The organism is Cloacibacterium sp. DMC96 (genome assembly GCF_056313765.1).
This window is the reverse complement of sequence record NZ_JBQUZQ010000002.1, coordinates 304,225-321,920: the sequence shown is the minus strand read 5'-3', so window position 1 is coordinate 321,920 and position 17,696 is coordinate 304,225. Positions and strand designations below refer to the sequence as shown.

The 17,696-nt window shown below is 34.3% G+C and carries 16 protein-coding genes; 2 read left to right on the top strand and 14 right to left on the bottom strand.

All coding sequences use genetic code 11. The annotated features are described in order from the left end of the window. Positions 1-100 precede the first annotated feature (100 nt). Positions 101-607, top strand: a complete 507-nt coding sequence (locus ACT53I_RS10355) for a hypothetical protein (protein ID WP_476079590.1) — start codon at positions 101-103, stop codon at positions 605-607. Positions 608-660: 53 nt separating this feature from the next. Here ACT53I_RS10355 and ypfJ read toward each other — a convergent pair whose 3' ends face one another. The 14 genes from ypfJ to ACT53I_RS10285 all read right to left on the bottom strand — a co-directional run bounded on the left by ypfJ (position 661) and on the right by ACT53I_RS10285 (position 16,990). Beyond that, positions 661-1,512 (bottom strand): KPN_02809 family neutral zinc metallopeptidase, encoded by an 852-nt coding sequence (ypfJ, locus tag ACT53I_RS10350; RefSeq protein ID WP_476079589.1) that lies wholly within the window; start codon positions 1,510-1,512, stop codon positions 661-663. A 45-nt stretch (positions 1,513-1,557) separates the two neighbouring features. After that, positions 1,558-3,642, bottom strand: coding sequence for an LTA synthase family protein (locus ACT53I_RS10345; protein ID WP_476079588.1), 2,085 nt, complete (start codon positions 3,640-3,642; stop codon positions 1,558-1,560). A gap of 36 nt (positions 3,643-3,678) precedes the next feature. Then, on the bottom strand, positions 3,679-4,167 hold the full coding sequence (ribH, locus tag ACT53I_RS10340; protein WP_476079587.1) for a 6,7-dimethyl-8-ribityllumazine synthase: 489 nt from the start codon (positions 4,165-4,167) through the stop codon (positions 3,679-3,681). A 9-nt stretch (positions 4,168-4,176) separates the two neighbouring features. Beyond that, complete coding sequence (locus tag ACT53I_RS10335) at positions 4,177-4,887, bottom strand: YfgM family protein (protein WP_476079586.1); 711 nt, start codon at positions 4,885-4,887, stop codon at positions 4,177-4,179. 81 nt (positions 4,888-4,968) lie between these two features. Next, complete coding sequence (locus ACT53I_RS10330) at positions 4,969-6,000, bottom strand: potassium channel family protein (protein ID WP_476079585.1); 1,032 nt, start codon at positions 5,998-6,000, stop codon at positions 4,969-4,971. Positions 6,001-6,133: 133 nt separating this feature from the next. Beyond that, positions 6,134-6,670 (bottom strand): adenine phosphoribosyltransferase, encoded by a 537-nt coding sequence (locus ACT53I_RS10325; RefSeq protein WP_104793136.1) that lies wholly within the window; start codon positions 6,668-6,670, stop codon positions 6,134-6,136. Between the two features lie 16 nt (positions 6,671-6,686). Beyond that, entirely contained in the window at positions 6,687-7,835 is a 1,149-nt protein-coding gene (locus ACT53I_RS10320; protein ID WP_476079584.1) for a hypothetical protein, read from the bottom strand. A 170-nt stretch (positions 7,836-8,005) separates the two neighbouring features. Further along, entirely contained in the window at positions 8,006-8,386 is a 381-nt protein-coding gene (locus ACT53I_RS10315; RefSeq protein WP_476079583.1) for a hypothetical protein, read from the bottom strand. Positions 8,387-8,627: 241 nt separating this feature from the next. Further along, positions 8,628-9,962 carry a quinol:cytochrome C oxidoreductase gene (locus ACT53I_RS10310; protein WP_476079582.1) on the bottom strand — a complete coding sequence of 445 codons (1,335 nt, stop codon included), beginning with the start codon at positions 9,960-9,962 and terminating at the stop codon, positions 8,628-8,630. A 15-nt stretch (positions 9,963-9,977) separates the two neighbouring features. Next, positions 9,978-10,670, bottom strand: a complete 693-nt coding sequence (locus ACT53I_RS10305; protein WP_476079581.1) for a c-type cytochrome — start codon at positions 10,668-10,670, stop codon at positions 9,978-9,980. Then, positions 10,663-11,184, bottom strand: coding sequence for a DUF3341 domain-containing protein (locus ACT53I_RS10300; protein ID WP_104793140.1), 522 nt, complete (start codon positions 11,182-11,184; stop codon positions 10,663-10,665). The genes ACT53I_RS10305 and ACT53I_RS10300 overlap by 8 nt, the downstream gene beginning before the upstream one ends. Further along, on the bottom strand, positions 11,171-12,568 hold the full coding sequence (gene nrfD, locus ACT53I_RS10295) for an NrfD/PsrC family molybdoenzyme membrane anchor subunit (RefSeq protein WP_069800010.1): 1,398 nt from the start codon (positions 12,566-12,568) through the stop codon (positions 11,171-11,173). Before nrfD ends, ACT53I_RS10300 begins: the two co-directional genes overlap by 14 nt. A 20-nt stretch (positions 12,569-12,588) precedes the next feature. Beyond that, complete coding sequence (locus tag ACT53I_RS10290; RefSeq protein ID WP_476079580.1) at positions 12,589-15,624, bottom strand: TAT-variant-translocated molybdopterin oxidoreductase; 3,036 nt, start codon at positions 15,622-15,624, stop codon at positions 12,589-12,591. 22 nt (positions 15,625-15,646) lie between these two features. Next, positions 15,647-16,990 (bottom strand): c-type cytochrome, encoded by a 1,344-nt coding sequence (locus tag ACT53I_RS10285; protein ID WP_476079579.1) that lies wholly within the window; start codon positions 16,988-16,990, stop codon positions 15,647-15,649. 180 nt (positions 16,991-17,170) lie between these two features. On the opposite strand from ACT53I_RS10285, the gene ACT53I_RS10280 reads away from it, so the two are divergent. After that, complete coding sequence (locus ACT53I_RS10280) at positions 17,171-17,686, top strand: SPOR domain-containing protein (protein WP_476079578.1); 516 nt, start codon at positions 17,171-17,173, stop codon at positions 17,684-17,686. Positions 17,687-17,696 lie beyond the last annotated feature (10 nt).

Sequence of the window (17,696 nt, the reverse complement as noted above, 5' to 3'; positions counted from 1 at the left end):
GGTAAGTCTTTAAATTATTTAAAAATTCAAAATTATTTTTTATAAAAAGTGTTGATTTAATAAAATAATCTCTATTTTTATAATATTAAATCACTCTGTTATGAAAAAACTTTACGCTCTTTTCTTGCTGATATTTTCAGTATTTGTCTTTTCTCAAAGTTGTGGCATCAATAGTTATGGTTTTGTGAAATGGACTTCCAATAAAACGTACACCGCTTCTATTATCGTTAAAAATGATTACAAAACCACGGTGAGAGTAAAATATGACGATATTATGGTGCAATATGAAGCTGATTATGACGTGCAACATTTAGATGATGTAATTCTGAAAATTGAAGGAACAGGAACGCCAGTTTTTTTGAAAGGGAAAAGCAGTTATAATCCTGACACTTTTATTTTTAGAATTTCTCAAGAGGGAAATATCATTTCAGGAACTACTTATGATAGCTCTCAAGTGAGAAATAAATTAGAAATTTTGGATTCTGATAATATGGATAATAATCTGGCACTTCTAGAACAGTTTTATACTGAAAAAGATGCTGATTATCCTGAAATTGTGAAATCGTTATTGTATTTTGATTACACCAACAAAAAAAAGAAAAAATAAGTTCAACTTATTCGCATAAGAAATCCCGATAATTTTCGGGATTTTATTTTTTATTATTTTAAAAGTTGGTCAAAAGTATTTCCTTTGGTAATATCTCCAGAATTATAGCCTTTCATAAACCATTCTACTCGTTGTTTAGAGCTACCATGAGTAAAAGCTTCTTGGTTTACATAACCCGCCGTTCTTTTTTGAATATTATCATCACCTACTGCTGCTGCTGCTTCCATAGCGCTCTGAATATCTTGAGGATCAAGAAATTTTTCTCTGTTATCGGTTTGTTTAGCCCATAAACCTGCGTAGAAATCTGCTTGTAATTCTGTAGCTACCGAAACCCTATTCATATCAGCCTCAGAATATTGTCCACTTCTGCGCATTTTATCTACTTGTTGAGTAGTTCCTAAAATCGTCTGGATGTGATGCCCAATTTCGTGAGCCAAAACATAAGCCACCGTAAATTCTGTAACTCGAGCGCCAAATTTCTGTTGCATTTCCCCAAAGAAACTCATATCCATGTAAACCGTTTCATCTGCAGGGCAATAAAAAGGTCCCATTGCAGCTTGTGCAGTTCCGCAACCAGATTGCGTTACATTTTCGAAGAGTACAATTTTCGGTTCTCTGTATTGCATTCCGTTTTCAGAGAAAATTTTAGTCCAAGTTTGGTTATTTTCTGCAGAAAGCATTCTTACAAATTCTCTTACCTTAACTTCTTCGGCAGTGAGTTCTCTTTGTTCTGTTTGAGGAGCGTTTCCAACACCGTTACTTAAAATAGCAGAAGGATCACCTCCCAAGAAAAATATAATTGCAGCAATAATTAAGGTTCCTAATCCACCACCAACTAGCATTCCGCCACCACCAGAACCTCTTCTATCATCTACATTATCTGCTCTATCGTTTGTCCATTTCATAATTTTAATATTTTAGATTTAATGATGGATAAATGTAATAAAAAATTATTTGTCGAGCATTTTATTTTTTAGCCAAAAGCTTGTACTTTGATAAGTTGAAATGGTTTGATCTACCAAATCTTTTCTAGGATTGTCCTTTAGAAGATTTTCGGTGTAATAGATGTTAAACTCAGTTGTGGTATTGGTATTAGGTTTTTGAACTAATTGATATTGCTTAATATTTTTGGTAGGAGAAATCACGGTAAGATAATTGTCTTTTATAAATCCTAAATCCTGATAAGTTGCAATATACGCTCTAGGAACGAAATTTTTAGAGAAAACATCTTGACCTAAAAATTTAGATTGATATTTGAAGTTCAATAATCCCAAAACGGTAGGCATCACATCTATCTGAGAAGTAACTTGTGAGAATTTCTGTGGCGCCACAAATTCTGATGAATAAATCATCGCCGGAATTCTGTATTTATCCATTGGGAGTTCTGTTTTACCAGCACTAGATGAACAATGGTCTGCTACAATCACGAAAACGGTATTTTTGAACCAAGGCTGTTTTTGAGCCATTTCAAAAAATTTCATGATAGAATAGTCGGTGTATTTTACGCCACCTTTTCTAGATTTAGAATCAGCAGGAATGTCTATTTTTCCTTCTGGATAAGTAAAAGGTCTGTGGTTAGAAACCGTCATCCAATGATGGAAGAAAGGTTTACCAGCTTTATAATCTTTGTTCATTTCGCTGATGGCTTTTTTGGCCATATCTTCGTCACAAACTCCCCAAACATTGGCAAAAGTGATTTCTTCTGGTGTGAAATTATCTCTGTCTACAATTTCGTAACCGTTTCCAGCGTAGAAATCTTTCATATTGTCAAAATAGCTGTAACCACCGTATAAATATTTAACGCTGTAACCTTTTGACTTAAATACGCTTCCTGTGGTAAATTTATTTTTGTTTTCTTTTTCTCTTTTAATTACACTTTCTCCTGCAGTTGGAGGAATACAAAGCGTTAATGCTTCTAGACCTCTTACCGTTCTGTTTCCTGTGGCGTATAAATTGGTGAAAAATAAACTTTTTTGTGCCAATTGGTCTAAGAAAGGAGTTACACTTTCTTCGTAACCGTAAGCTTTCATGTAAGCTGCGGACAAACTTTCTATAGAAATGAGAACTACATTTTTTTGTAATTCTGGTTTCTCAGAAGTGATAGGTCTGTTTAAAGTAGTGGTTCCTAAAGGAAGCAAAGTATTTTTTTCTGCAGTTTTTTGGTCAACAGTAGGATAGAAGGTGAAAAAATCTAACGTATTATTGCTAAACGCTTCGTAGAATTTTACCATTCCGTTCGCTGCGATCTCCTGTTGGAAAATATTTCCTTTTTTAAGGTTAATTTTCTCTGCAAAGCTTAAACTGATTCCCAATAAAACAGCAAAAACACCTAATAAGGTAAACTTTTGAGCTAAATTAGGTAATTGTAAAAGGCTGTCTTTGGTTTTTTTGTAAATCCACCAAGTTGCCAATCCTGTTACTACGAAAATAGCAGTAAACAAAGGAATGATAGGATAACTTTCCATGATGTTTCCTATAACTTCGGTGGTGTAGATAAGATAATCTACCGCGATAAAATTATAACGAACCCCAAATTCATTGTAGAAAAAATATTCTGAAACGGAATTGAAAATAATCAAAAGCACGTACAAAAATAATGTGGTAAAGTATAAACTGTTTCTGATTTTGAGCCTTTGTTTTGGTAAAAAAAGCATCAATGCAAAAAATAAAATTTTAAGCCCCAAAAATGCTAAAACAATTTTTACTACGCCACCTCCATATTGTTTGAAAATATTATTTGGAGTTGCTAAAATGTATATAAATGCAAGAACCAGAACTCCTAGGATGATTTGTCCGTAAGGTTTTTGATATTTACCGTTTGACAGGAATAAAAAATAAAGCGCTAGAAAGCTACTGGCAATAGTAAATACCAAAATGTCATTCACTAATCCAAGCGAAGTAACCTTCAATACTTCTGCAAATGAAAAATCTGCGGTAGTAATCGGGTGGAATACAAATACTAACCTTAATAAAAAGGAAACGATAAGGTAAAAAATTCCTAAATAGAGAAAAGGTTTTACTTTTTGAAGATACATTTTGATACAATTTTGAGATTTGTGTGTAGAATTTGATTATTTATTCAAATTTCTTCTGAATTCAATCATTCTAAGAGCTGTAACCGCAGCTTCTACGCCTTTGTTTCCAAGGTTTCCGCCGCTTCTTGCTAAAGACTGTTCCTTGTTATCATCTGTCAAAACACAGAAAATAGCCGGAACATCTGTCATTACATTACAATCTTTAATTCCTTGAGCTACAGCGCTACAAACGTAATCAAAATGTGGAGTTTCTCCTCTAATTACATTTCCGATGGCAATTACTGCATCATGGTTTTCTGCGGCACACAATTGCATGCAAGCGTAGCTTAACTCAAATGCACCAGGAACAGAAAAAATTTCTATATTTTCTTTTTGTACGCCTTCTTTTTCTAGAATTTGTATCGCTGCATCGCGAAGGTTATAGGTTACAAAATCATTCCAATCTGAAACAACAATGCCGATTCTAAAAGAATCAGCATTTGAGATTTGTAATGGTTTGTAATCCGAAAGATTTACAGTTGCCATTTTATATTTTTAAAAGTTTTTTACCATTTCTATATAAGCATCAGAAGTACCGCCGTCATAATCTGCATATTTTTCTTCGATGGTTTCGAAGTATTTTTTAGCTTCAGCGTTTTTCTTCATTGCAAGTGCTAGTAAACCAGCTTTTCTTGTAAAGTAATAAGAAGTGTATGCATCATCAGAAGCAGAAGCAGCTTTGTCTAAAAGAGAAAGTGCATCTTCATTTTTGTTAAGATTTGCTTGAGCATCTCCCATTGCTCCATATTTTAGAGCCATTAAGATTTTATTATCAGAAGAAAACTTGTCTAATAAATCGTAAGCTTCTTGGTATTTACCTTCTTTGAATTTTAGTAAACCTGCATTGTAAGCAGAAAGTTTACCAGCATCTGTACCAGTAAATTGCTCATAAGTACCTTTAAATCCTGGATTTGCAGCAGATTTTCCACCTAATGCGATATCATCTTTCCCTTCAGAAAGGTTTTTTTGAGCAGCCAGATAGCTCAGTGTAGCTTCTTCGTTTTTAGGATTTGCAATGAATTGTTGGTAAGCAAAGTATCCTAAAACCGCTAATACTATAGCACCGAAAATAATCCCGATTTGTTTAGCGTATTTTTCAATGAACATCTCTGTTTTGAGCGCGGTTTGGTCTAAATCTTGAAAAATTTCTACCGTTTCTTTTCCTTCGTTCTCTAGCTCTTTTTTGCTTTTATGCTTGTCTGTCATAATTTTGAAATTGAAATGCAAAAATAATAGTTTCTATTGTGATATACAATATTTATTTTCAGTGGTTTTCAGTTAGGGTTTTTATGAGAAATATTTGTCTTGTTGAGGATACATGTTTTGTAGGTTTTCAATCTGATGAGGTTGCCCAAGAATGAAAATACAACTATTCGGTTCTATGAGTTTACTTTCGTCAGGATTGATGATGTATTCTCCATGAACGTCTTTGTAGCCTACAATTTTACAACCTGTTTTTGGGAAAATTTTAAGTTCTTCTAATTTTTTGCCGATAAATTCTTTGGAAAGTTTATCCGTATAAATTTCTAAAACGTTAATTTTTTTGGTGCCTTCCAACACAATATTGTCAATAAATTCTACCAAATCTGGCGTAATAAGAAGAGAAGCCATGTGTTCGCCGCCAATTTTATCGGGCATAATTACATTTTCGGCGCCTGCAGTTTTCAATTTTTTTATGGTACTGCTGTTAGAAGCTCTACTGATGACTTTAATTTTTGGATTCAATTCTTTGGAACTGATTACAATAAAAAGATTATCTGCATCAGATGGTAAACAAGCGATGATTCCATTGGCTTTTTCTACTCCAGCTTTGATCAAGATTTCATCTTCTACCGCATTTCCGTGGATAAAAATAGTATTGCGGAACTCATCATCTCTATTTTCTAGCGGTTTTTTGTCAATAATAACAAAAGGTTTTTTGTGGAGAATAAGTTTTCTGGCGGCTTGTCTGCCATTTCTCCCGAAACCACAAATGATGATGTGATTTTCTAAATTTTTCATATTGCGTTTGATGAGATTTTGTTTGTATTCTTTGGCGAAATTTCCGTTAAAGAATTCTAATGCAAGTGCTGTTAAACCATAAAGCACAGCTCCCACACCGAAAAGCATTAAAAAAATAGTAATGATTTTTCCTAAATCTGAGAAATTATCAGGCACTCCAAAACCTACGGTTGTGAGCGTCATAATGCTGTACCAAATGGCGTCTAGTAATCTCATTTTCTCAGAATACATGAGTGCTAATGCTCCCAATAATACAAAAATGAGTATGGAGACCACTAAAATTAAAATTCTTTTATATAATGCGGAAAACCTATTCATTGTCAATGAATTCTTGTATAAATTTACAAAAATTACAGTTATGATTGAAGATTTGAAAAAAATATATTACAATGTTTTTCAGCATCAAAAATATGAGCTGAAAATTGCAAAATGGAGAAAAAAATAATAAAAATTAGTAGTTCAGAATACTGTACACTTCAGCGTCAAACTGTTTCAGTTTATCTTCGCCGTGTAAATCTTTAAGACCAATTAAAAAACTGAATTGAGTCACTTTTGCGCCTTGTTTTTCGACCAATTTAGCGGCAGCTTCAGTTGTTCCGCCTGTTGCTAATAAATCATCGTGAATCAAAACTCTTTGATTTGGTTGAATTTGGTTCGTGCGCATTTCTATTTCGGCAGTTCCGTATTCTAAATCGTATTTTTCTGAAATAAATGGAGGAGGAAGTTTCCCTTTTTTTCTAATTAAAATAAATGGAACTTCTAGGGCAACAGCAATTGCAATTCCGAAGAGATAGCCTCTGCTTTCTATTCCGCACACTACGTCTACTTTTCCTCTGCTGAATTCTACTAAATCTGCAATTACGTCTTCGTATAATTTAGGATTTAAGAAAATGGGCGTAATGTCTTTGAATTGTATTCCTTCGATTGGGAAATCTGGAATATTCTGAATTGTGCTTTCTAATCTAGCGATTAAATCTTGCGTTGCCATTTTATGGGATTTTAATTTATTTTTTTTGAGAAGAATTGATTTTATAGCTGGTGATTTTCCAACCTGTTTCTGTAGCTTTTAATCCATAAGAAACATCAAGTGAAGTTGCGTTTCCAGCTTTATCTGTTACCGTATACGTTGCATTTACACTTGCAGTGTTATTGGCATTCGCTTTAGTAGAAACATTGGTGACATCTACACTTTTTACGGTTCCAAAACCAGATGTAGGATTGGCAAATGTTTCATAAGAACCCCAATTCGGGTTTTCTGACTGACTGTAAGCTGCTTTTAAATTCTGACTGTTTAAGTTGCTTAAGAAATTCACTACCGTATTTTTTGGGTCTCCAATTACTTTTGGAGAATCTGTTCCCGTAGCATTTTCTTCTGGAGTTCCTTCAAGATTTTCTGGATTTTCTGAGCTTTGAGGCATCAAAAGAGCGTTAGGATTTACATCTACACCCATTTTGGTCATTTGAATGGTTTTCTTAGAAGTTTTTACAGTAACTTTTATGTCAATTTTATTATCCATTACTTTCTCTTGAGGAAGAGAAGAAAATCTCATATAAAACCCTTTGAATTGATTATTTTGCATCAAATTTTTAGAAGTCAAAAGTTTTACACCTTGGCTAGAAACTTCTAAAGTGGTTTCTAAGGCTGCATTTTCGAAATCTACTTTATTTCCTGCTGCGTCTAATAATCTTGGAACGATTTGTAAAGCTTTTGGTCCTAAAACACTATCTACAGAAACTTCACTGGTTGTAATTTGCAAAGAATTAGCGGCAATATCATTTACATCTGTTTCAGAAGGCATAATATTTTGGAAGATATTCATTTCACCTAAAGATGGAGGAGCTGTACTTGCCCAGTTGATTCCGTTTTCTTGTGCTACTTTGTCTGCCATTGCAAAAATTTCTGGCACTTTTTTCCCTTCTAGAAGTTTACCAAGAGCTTTTAACTCTTCAATATCGCCTTCTGCATCTACGCCAAAGGTTTTTAGAATATAAAGGGCTTCATTAAACTTAATTTGTTTAATAGTGGGAAGCGAAGAAGACATGTCATTGATACTTTCTTGGAAGGCTTTTGTACTGCTTGCATCTACTGCATCTTTTTTACAACCGATTAAAAAAAGCAATGAAAATATGCTTAGAAAAAGGAAACGTTTCATAAAATGAATATTTATATACAAAAATAAAAAAATCCCAACAATAAGTTGGGATTTATATGAGGTTTATTTTTTATTAGAAAGGGATTTCAAAAAATATTAGACTCTTTAGTTAGCATTTTCTTTATTTATCTGCTCCGAAGTTGCAAACTTCGGAGAGCTGAACCCATCTTCTACCTATTTACGCCATCGGATGTTGAATCATAATTATATAATTTAAATAAGAAATCCTTTTCTTTTAGTTCAATGGAGTCTTTTGAAAATGAAATAATCTTATAGTATGTTTCATTGTCTATTTTTAAAATACTATCCTTTTCGTTAAAATTCCAATTACCTACTTTCTCATAATCAAGAGAATTGTTAGAAATATAATAATTTCTTATTGTGTAATCTAGGAAAAATTTACTGTAAAATATATAATGTGATTTATTAATAGGTTTTGTTGATTTTACCCATTTAATGTTAGGATTTGTTAGGATTTGTTCAAATTTTGATTGTTTTTGTTTGCAAGACAAAAGAACTAAAAGAACTATAAAAAATAAAATTTTTTTCATTATTATGGAGATTTTAAAGGTTCTATATCTAAAGGCGTTGGTCTTTCTTCTCCGTTGAGGCGGATTTTAATCCGTGACTAAATAATTTCCACACTTAGTTTTATCAAAATTAGGCATTTTTTTAAAGAATATTGTTTTTTTATCAAAATATAAGAATAGACCAGCTTAATTAGATTCGGTGGTCACGGACAAAAAAAATCCCAACAATAAGTTGGGATTTATATGATGTTTCTTTCTGAAATTAGAAAGGATATTCAAAAATCTTAGATTCTTTTACTAGAGGATTTCCTTCAGGAATCAATTTAAGTTTAGATAATGCAGACATTACTACTAAAACGAATAAACCTACCATGAATAAGAATGCACCTAATACTAATAAGAATGTATATGCATTGTTCCAGAAAGGTCCTACTGTTCCTGGCATAATCATGTTGAAGAAATCTAACCAGTGACCTAGAATTACTAAAACAGCCATTGTAGTTACTACTTTGTAATTTCTCTTGATGCTAGAACTTACTAATACCAATAGTGGTAATAAGAAGTTAATAATAAGCATTGGTAAGAAAGTATACTTGTAGTAAGCAAATCTATCGAAGAAATATCTTACTTCTTCTGGGATGTTTGCGTACCAGTAAAGCATGAATTGGTCAAAGAATAAATAAGTCCATAATAATGAAGTAGCAAATAAGAATTTAGCTAAATCATGTAAGTGGTTATCATTAAACTGTGGTAAAACTCCTTTTTTCTTTAGGTAAACTGCAATAATAATGATTACTGCTACAGCACTAGATAAAGTAGATACCATAGAGTACCAAATGTAAAGAGTAGAATACCAGTGAGGGTCAATAGACATTAAGAAATCCCAAGCCCAAGCTGCAGAAGCAAATCCGAAGAACGCAATGTAACCTACGCTCCAGTTGTATAATGCTTTGTAATCTTTTCTATCTTTAGTTTCGTCTAATCTCTTAGAAACTTTCTTAATTTTCCAAACGAAGAACCAAGAACCAAATACATAGATAAGAATTCTCGCTACGTAGAAAGGAATATTTAAGAATTTAGATTTTTCGTAAAGGATAACATCAAAGTTTGGAGAATTAGGATTTGTTAAATCTGGATCCATCCAGTGATATAAATGAGCAATGTGCATTACATTAAGACCAGTAAGAATTAATAAAATAATTCCGCCTACTGGAATGAATGAAGCTACTGCTTCCATCACTCTTGTTACAATTACAGACCAACCAGCGTGAGCTGCATGCTGAATTGATAAAAAGAATAAAGCACAAGCAGAGATTCCGAAGAATAACATAGCAGCAGTTAATAAAGCCGAGAACGGCGTATTATGAATCTGATGCGTAGCATGTTCTAAGTGTGCGTCATTATCTTGAGGTCCTACTAATTCTGATGAGTTCATTGGGGTATGATGTTGTGTACCATGGTGTACATTATCCATCATTGTCTGAATTGCAGACTCATTTAACCCATGATTTAATAGGTAGCCAATACCGAATAGTACCAATCCAACAACTATCAGTATAATAGAATACAATTTTAATTTTGGTGAAAAACTATACATTTTTTTCTGTTTTTATTATTTAGTATTGGTTTGAGTTGTAGTTGCATCAGCAGCGGCTATAGGAGCTGCAGCATCAGCTTTGAAAGCGCTCATTACATACATTGCTACTCTCCATCTATCAGCAGGAGCTAATTGACCAGCGTAAGATCCCATTAAGTTTCTTCCGTTTACAATTACATAATGAGTAGAACCTACTGTAATCTGTCTGTCTTTGTAATTAGGAACACCAGAATATGCACCACTTTGTACAATTGGACCTTGTCCATCACCTCCCACACCGTGACAAGCTGCACAAGTCATTTCGTATAATTTTTTACCTCTTGCTAAATCTTTTTCTTTATTTTTAGGATCTAGAGGAGAAACGGTAACACTTTTTGACTCTTCATAAAATGCAGTATATTCTTCTACATTTTTAGGAGTTTTATCTTCTGGCAAAATTCCTTCCTTGTCTTGAGGAACCGTACCTTCTACAGGAGAAAGTAAAGTAGAGCCGTAGTTATTTACAAAAGCCGGGATTTCGTTTTCTTTGCTTACATAATGTCCATCTGCTTTACTAGCAGTTTTTAACATTGGGTCATAAGCTACAGGAAAATACATATCCGGAAAATAAACTAATGGCGGATTATCTTTTGGTCCACAAGAATTCAGCGCGATAACTGAGATTCCCAAGATGGTTGTTATTTTTAAAATATTTTTCATATTACGCATCTTTTACAGTTATTTCTTCTACACCTGTTTCAATCAGCATCTGTTTAATGGTTTCTACATCTTCAGACACAAACTCCATCATAAACTTATCATCCGTAGTTCTAGGATCTGGATTCTGAGGAGCAGCTCCAGGATACATTTTATTTCTTACTAAGAAAGTAAGAGACATCATGTGTGCAGCACAGAATACCATTAATTCAAACATTGGAACTACAAAAGCTGGCATGTTATGACCCCACCAGAAAGCTGGTTTACCACCGATGTTTTGTGGCCAGTCATGATTCATCATGTACCAAGTTGCTAATGCACCAATGGTAACACCATAACAAGCATAAATGAAAGCTGCGTCTGAAATTCTAGTTTTCTTAAGACCTAAAGCTTTATCTAGCCCGTGAACTGGGAATGGAGTATACACTTCGGTAATTTCAATACCTTTATCTCTGAAAGCTTTAACGCCGTTCATTAAATCGTCGTCATCGCCATAAAGTCCATATATTCTTTTAGTGGTGCTCATCTCCTTCTTTTGCTTTATAAGTTTCACCTGAAATTTTCAAAATAGTCTTCAATTCAGCCTGTGCAATTACAGGGAATGTTCTAGCGTATAATAGGAATAATACTCCGAAGAAACCAATTGTTCCTAAATAAACTCCTACGTCTATAATCGTTGGCTTAAACATCGTCCAAGAACCTGGTAAGTAGTCTCTAGAAAGGTTGATAACAATGATGTCAAATCTTTCAAACCACATACCGATGTTGATGATTAATGCTACGAAGAAAGTCCAAATAATATTCGTTCTTAATTTTTTGAACCAGAAAGAAGCAGGAACAACTAAGTTACAGATAATTAGCGCCCAGAATGCCCACCAGTAAGGACCAGTAGCAGCACCTGGAGATAAATATGTAAAGTCTTCATATCTACTTCCTGAGTACCAACCGATGAAGTATTCTACAGCATAAGCTACTGTTACCATACCACCTGTTACGATGATTACGATGTTCATGATTTCGATATGATACATGGTAATATAATCTTCTAAGTGTGCTACTTTTCTAGCAACTAATAGAAGGGTTTGTACCATTGCAAATCCTGAGAAAATCGCACCTGCTACGAAGTAAGGAGGGTAGATGGTAGAGTGCCATCCTTTGATTACTGAAGTTGCGAAGTCAAATGATACCGTGGTGTGTACTGAGAATACAAGTGGTGTTGCTAAACCAGCTAATACAAGAGATAACTCTTCGAATCTTTGCCAGTGTTTTGCTTTACCACCCCAACCGAATGCTAGGAATGTATAAATCTTTTTAGTCCAAGGCGTTTTTGCTCTATCTCTAATCATCGCAAAGTCTGGGATTAATCCCATGAACCAGAATACGGTAGATACAGAGAAGTAAGTAGAGATTGCAAATACGTCCCAAAGTAGTGGAGAGTTAAAGTTAGTCCAAAGAGAACCAAATTGGTTTGGTAAAGGGAATACCCAATATCCTACCCAAACTCTACCCATGTGAATTACTGGGAAGATAGCTGCCTGTACAACTGCAAAAATCGTCATTGCTTCAGCAGAACGGTTTACAGACATTCTCCATCTTTGTCTAAATAATAACAATACTGCAGAGATTAAGGTTCCTGCGTGACCAATACCTACCCACCAAACGAAGTTAGTAATATCCCAACCCCAGTTAATAGTTTTGTTTAGTCCCCAAGCTCCGATACCGGTACCAATGGTGTAAGCAATACATCCAAAACCGTATACAAATAGAACTAGAGCTGCCCAAAAAGAAATCCACCAGAGTTTTCCGGCTCTTTCTTCGATAGGTCTTGCAATATCTTCGGTGATATCGTGATAAGTCTTGTGACCAATAATTAGCGGTTCCCTAATAGGGGCTTCGTAATGTCCTGACATTTTTTACCTATTTATATTATTTAAACGTTGTTTTCTTTTCTGTTTCTCACTTTTGTATGGTAGAATACGTTTGGTTTAGTACCCACTTCTTCTAGCAATACATATTTTCTCTTGTCATTGAATAATGCTCTTACTTCTGATGATTTGTCATTCATATCACCGAATTTAAGTGCTCCTGTAGAACAAGCCTGTGAACAAGCTGTTTTAAGTTCTCCATCTTCAATTCTTCTGCCTTCTTTTTTAGCTTCTAGAATTGTAGCTTGAGTCATTTGGATACACATAGAACATTTTTCCATTACCCCTCTAGTTCTTACTACAACATCTGGATTTAGAACCATTCTTCCTAAATCGTTGTTCATGTTGAAGTCAAACTTATCATTCAAGTTATAAGTGAACCAATTGAATCTTCTTACTTTGTAAGGACAGTTGTTTGCACAATATCTTGTACCAATACATCTGTTGTAAGCCATTTGGTTTTGACCTTGCTTACCGTGAGAAGTTGCAGCAACAGGACATACTGTTTCACAAGGTGCGTGATTACAGTGTTGACACATTACTGGTTGGAAAATCACATCAGGACTTTCGTTTGGTTCAATTAATATATCATAAAGGTTAGGAACATTTAATCCCTTATCTAAACCTTCTTTTACTTCTATTTTTTCTTTAGCAGAGTAATATCTATCGATTCTTAGCCAAGCCATATCTCTAGACATTCTTACCTCTTCTTTACCTACTACAGGTACGTTGTTTTCTGCTTGACAAGCAATGATACAAGCTCCACAACCGATACATGAGTTAAGGTCTACAGAAAGATTAAAGTGTGGACCATCAGTATCATCGAAAGCATCCCAAAGATCTACTTTGCCCATTGGTAAAGTTCCTTGTAATGTTTCCATTGTTAATGGTTTGTTCCACTTGTTTATGTCTTCGTTTAAGTAAGTGTCTAATGTTACTTCTTTAGCGATTTCGTAACGACCCATTAATGTATTCTGAAGCTGTACACCTGCAAATTCGTGATCATCTGCTCCTGATTTTTCAATAGAAACATTAGATACTACAGTGTTATATCCATCAAATAAAGAATAAGCGTTTACACCTGTTTCAGCTACTTTACCTGAGTCTTTTTTACCATAACCTAAAGCAAGACCTAATGAACCTTCTGCTTGACCTGGCTGAATGAAAACAGGAACGTTTTCTAATTTCACACCATTTACAGTAAGATTTACCACAGTACCATCTAACTGCATTCTCGCATTTAATTCATTCTCGATACCAAATTCTTTAGCGTCTGCTGGAGAAATAGTAAGGTAGTTATCCCAAGCCATTCTCGTAATTGGATCTGGCAACTCTTGTAGCCAAGGGTTATTGGCTTGAGTACCGTCTCCCATTGCAGTAGTGGTATAAAGTACAAGTTCTAATTTAGAAGCTTTGAAACCTTGTAATTCAGACACCGCTTTTGCAGCATCTCCACCTGTGTAAGATAGAGTTCCTGTAATGTTCCCTGCATTAAAACCATTATAAAGAGCTTGGTTAAATGAAGTTCCATTAAGAATTGTTGCAGCATTGGCTTTTAAATATTCATAATAGTTAGGAGTAAATCCTTTTCCATTCATCCAAACAAGAAGTGATTCTTCAATTTGTCTAGATTTGAATATTTTTTGGATAGTAGGTTGCATTAATGAATAAGCACCAGTTTGAGGAGCGATATCACCCCAAGATTCTAACCAGTGTGCTGCTGGAATTACTACTTTTGCTGCTTGAGCAATTTCATTTTTCTTATCAGCTACAGCAACTACAGTTCCTACTTTGCTTAATGATTTTTTGAATTCTGCACCTTTTGCGTGAGAATAGATTGGGTTTACGTTGTTAGCAACTAAAACACCAACTTGACCAGCATTTACCCAAGTTAAAAACTCGTTAAATCTAGCGTTGTCATATTCTTTTAATAGGTTAGCTTTTCCAGTGAAAGCTACAGAACCTAATTTTTGATTGATTAAGTGAGCTAAAACATAAGAAGCTTTAGAACCGTCTGCAAAAACTACCGCTTTGTTTCCTTTAGCTTGTAATTCTTTAGCAATTTCAGAAGCTACTTTATCAGAAGTACCACCTCCTACGATTGCGTTATAAACTTCTACTAAAGTTTTATTTACAGCAGAAGGTTTTTGCTTAATTCTAGTATCAGCATTAGCACCAGTAAGAGACATGTTAGATTCTACTTGAATATGTCTAAGCATGTTAGCTCCTGGTTTTCTAGCAGCTGCGTATGATGTTTCTAAGCTATTTGCGTTATAATCTCCTAAGAAATCTGCTTGGAAAGAAACCACTAATTCAGTTGCTGATAAGTCGTAAACAGGTAATGCTCTATTACCGAAAACTTCTTGAGCAGCGTCTAATGCAGCAGCATAGGTATAAGCATCGTAAGTTACTAATTCTGCATTAGGATATTTGGTTTTAAACTCTCCGAATAATTTCTTGAATGTAGGAGAAGGATATGAATGAGAAAGAACTACAATTTTCTTATTTTCAGCTTGAGCTTTAGTTAGTGCTTCTAGAACTACAGAATCTACTTTGTCGAAAGTTTCGTCTTTACCGTCTAGTTTTGGTTGTTTAATTTTATCATTATCATATAATGACAATACACTTGCTTGAGCTCTAGCATTAGTTTTACCTAGATCATTTGCAGTTTTATTCGGTTCAATTTTAATTGGTCTACCTTCTCTAGTTTTTACTAAAACACTAGCAAAGTCAAACCCGTCAAAATAGGTAGATGCATAGTAATTAGGAATTCCTGGGATAATACTGTGTGGTTTTACCAAGTAAGGAATTGTTTTGATTACTGGCGCTTCACACGCTGCAAGAGTAACTGCAGCTGTAGAGAAGCCTAATAATTTTAAGAAATCCCTTCTAGAAGTCCCAGAATTGTTCATTTTTTCTGCATCACCCAAGAACTCATCTACAGGAATTTCGTTTTGAAATTCTTTTTGAGCCAATTTCGCATTAAGCGATTGGTCTTTAAGTTCGTGAATACTTCTGAATTGTATTTTATTTGAAGCCATTTATACTTCTAATTTTCTGTTATTAATAATGACATTTACCACACTCTAAACCACCAATAGCATCTACGGTCATTTTAGTTTCTCCACTGTATTGTTTTTTCAACTTGTCGTGAAGTTTTTGGTAGTATTCTTTGTTATAACCGTTTGTCATGTCTACTTCTGTAGTTCTGTGACAATCAATACACCATCCCATTGTAAAGTTATTTGCCATTTGTACTTTGTCCATTTCTTGAACTTGACCGTGACAAGCTTTACATACTACGTCTACTTTTTTAGCTTTAATGATAGTTTGTTCACCAGCTACCACGTGTTGTGCGTGATTGAAGTATACGAAATCTGGCATATTGTGAATTCTCACCCACTCGATTGGTTTAGTTTTTCCAGTGTAAGACTGTGAACCTTCATCCCAACCAGCAGCTTCGTAGATTTTCTTAATCTCCGCAGTATAGAATTCTCTAGATTTTCCTTCTTCTATGTATTTTCCTTTGTATTCTGAAATACCTTTGTGGCAATTCATACAAACGTTTACAGAAGGAATTTCTGATACCTTACCATACTTAGCACTTGAGTGACATAATTGACAATCGATTTTATTCTCACCAGCGTGAATTTTGTGAGAGAAGTAAATAGGTTGCTCTGGTTGATAACCTTTGTATACACCTACCCACATTAACCAATTCCAAATTCCGTAAAGTGCAAATAGGGCTAATAATCCCATTAATGCTTTACCTAGCGTATTGTACTTCTCGTAGAATTCGCCAATTGAGTTGATTCTTGTAGCGTCTAGAGCAGAAATTTCTCCAGATTTTCTGTGTAAATTTACGAGTTGGGTTAATCTGAAAAGTAACCAAAGAAGTAATCCACCGATTGCAGCTAAAGAAATTAATAGAGCAGATGAATTATTTTTTTCATCTTGAGCAGCTTTGATGGCCTCTGGTGAGTTTACATCAGTTTCTGCTGCAGCAGGCTCTGCTTTTGGCGGATTAGTGGTGTATTCTAGAAGGTCTGCAATATCCTGATCTGTAAGATTCGGGAATTGAGTCATCTCTACTTTGTTGAATTTTAAAAAGACTTCATTCGCGTACTTATCGCCAGAAGCTCTAAGTGCTTTGTTATCTTTAATCCATTTTTGGAACCAATCTACACCTAAATTTTGTTCCTTTTTTAATCTGTCTACTACGCCTCCTAAAGCTGGGCCTACCATTTGTTTGTCTAGCGCGTGACACGCAGAACAATTGGTTTTAAAAAGGGTTTCTCCCTTCTTAGCGTCACCTTTTAGATCTTGAGCGTAAATAGAAGCACTGGTTGTTAAGAGCAAACTACATGCTAACAACACTCTCTTGTAATGCTTTCTCCAACTAATCATTTAAATAATCTTGGGTTAATACTATTGAGTTTACATTCAATTCCGCAAAAATAATACTTTAACACAATATTAACAGAAGGTTTGTATGTATTTTATCAATTTTTTTTAATTTATAACTATTCTAAATAAGAAAGATTGGTATAATTTTTATTTGTATTAACTTTGTCAAAAATAATTTTAATGAAAAACGTAATAAAAATACTATCATTATTAGCTTTTTTAAGTTTTAATTTCTCTAATGCTCAGGTAGTTGAGAAAAAAGAAACACATAATGGAACAGAGTTAAAAGTTTCTATGGACAGCAGAGTAAATGAGCTTTTGACGGATTTAGAAGGGAAATGTGATAAGATTAAAGAGGAAGAAGCGAATAAAAATGAAGCTCCGAAAGTAGAAATTTCGACGAAACCTAAAACAAATGCTGAAATATGTAGAGATAATCCTAGAATTTTAGGTTACAAAATTCAGGTGGCGGTTGTAAAAAGTAATGAGGAAGCCAACAAAGTGAAATCTTATTTCCGTACGAAATTCCCTAATATGAAAGCAGAAACTGATGCTTCATTAAGACCGAATTATAAGGTTTTGGTAGGAAGTTATTTCAGTAAGCAATCTGCAAGTGGCGATTTAGCAAGAATTAGAAGTTATTTCCCTGCTGCAATTGCCGTACAATACAGAGTTTTCTGTGTAGAAGCAAAATAATTTTCACACA

Coding starts and splice junctions, on each gene's coding strand:
- ACT53I_RS10325 (WP_104793136.1), bottom strand. CDS start 6,670: ATGGCAACGCAAGATTTAATCGCTAGATTAGAAAGCACAATTCAGAAT.
- ACT53I_RS10300 (WP_104793140.1), bottom strand. CDS start 11,184: ATGAGCACCACTAAAAGAATATATGGACTTTATGGCGATGACGACGAT.
- nrfD (WP_069800010.1), bottom strand. CDS start 12,568: ATGTCAGGACATTACGAAGCCCCTATTAGGGAACCGCTAATTATTGGT.
- ACT53I_RS10330 (WP_476079585.1), bottom strand. CDS start 6,000: ATGAATAGGTTTTCCGCATTATATAAAAGAATTTTAATTTTAGTGGTC.
- ACT53I_RS10285 (WP_476079579.1), bottom strand. CDS start 16,990: ATGATTAGTTGGAGAAAGCATTACAAGAGAGTGTTGTTAGCATGTAGT.
- ACT53I_RS10355 (WP_476079590.1), top strand. CDS start 101: ATGAAAAAACTTTACGCTCTTTTCTTGCTGATATTTTCAGTATTTGTC.
- ACT53I_RS10315 (WP_476079583.1), bottom strand. CDS start 8,386: ATGAAAAAAATTTTATTTTTTATAGTTCTTTTAGTTCTTTTGTCTTGC.
- ACT53I_RS10320 (WP_476079584.1), bottom strand. CDS start 7,835: ATGAAACGTTTCCTTTTTCTAAGCATATTTTCATTGCTTTTTTTAATC.
- ribH (WP_476079587.1), bottom strand. CDS start 4,167: ATGGCAACTGTAAATCTTTCGGATTACAAACCATTACAAATCTCAAAT.
- ACT53I_RS10280 (WP_476079578.1), top strand. CDS start 17,171: ATGAAAAACGTAATAAAAATACTATCATTATTAGCTTTTTTAAGTTTT.
- ACT53I_RS10345 (WP_476079588.1), bottom strand. CDS start 3,642: ATGTATCTTCAAAAAGTAAAACCTTTTCTCTATTTAGGAATTTTTTAC.
- ACT53I_RS10290 (WP_476079580.1), bottom strand. CDS start 15,624: ATGGCTTCAAATAAAATACAATTCAGAAGTATTCACGAACTTAAAGAC.
- ACT53I_RS10335 (WP_476079586.1), bottom strand. CDS start 4,887: ATGACAGACAAGCATAAAAGCAAAAAAGAGCTAGAGAACGAAGGAAAA.
- ACT53I_RS10305 (WP_476079581.1), bottom strand. CDS start 10,670: ATGCGTAATATGAAAAATATTTTAAAAATAACAACCATCTTGGGAATC.
- ACT53I_RS10310 (WP_476079582.1), bottom strand. CDS start 9,962: ATGTATAGTTTTTCACCAAAATTAAAATTGTATTCTATTATACTGATA.
- ypfJ (WP_476079589.1), bottom strand. CDS start 1,512: ATGAAATGGACAAACGATAGAGCAGATAATGTAGATGATAGAAGAGGT.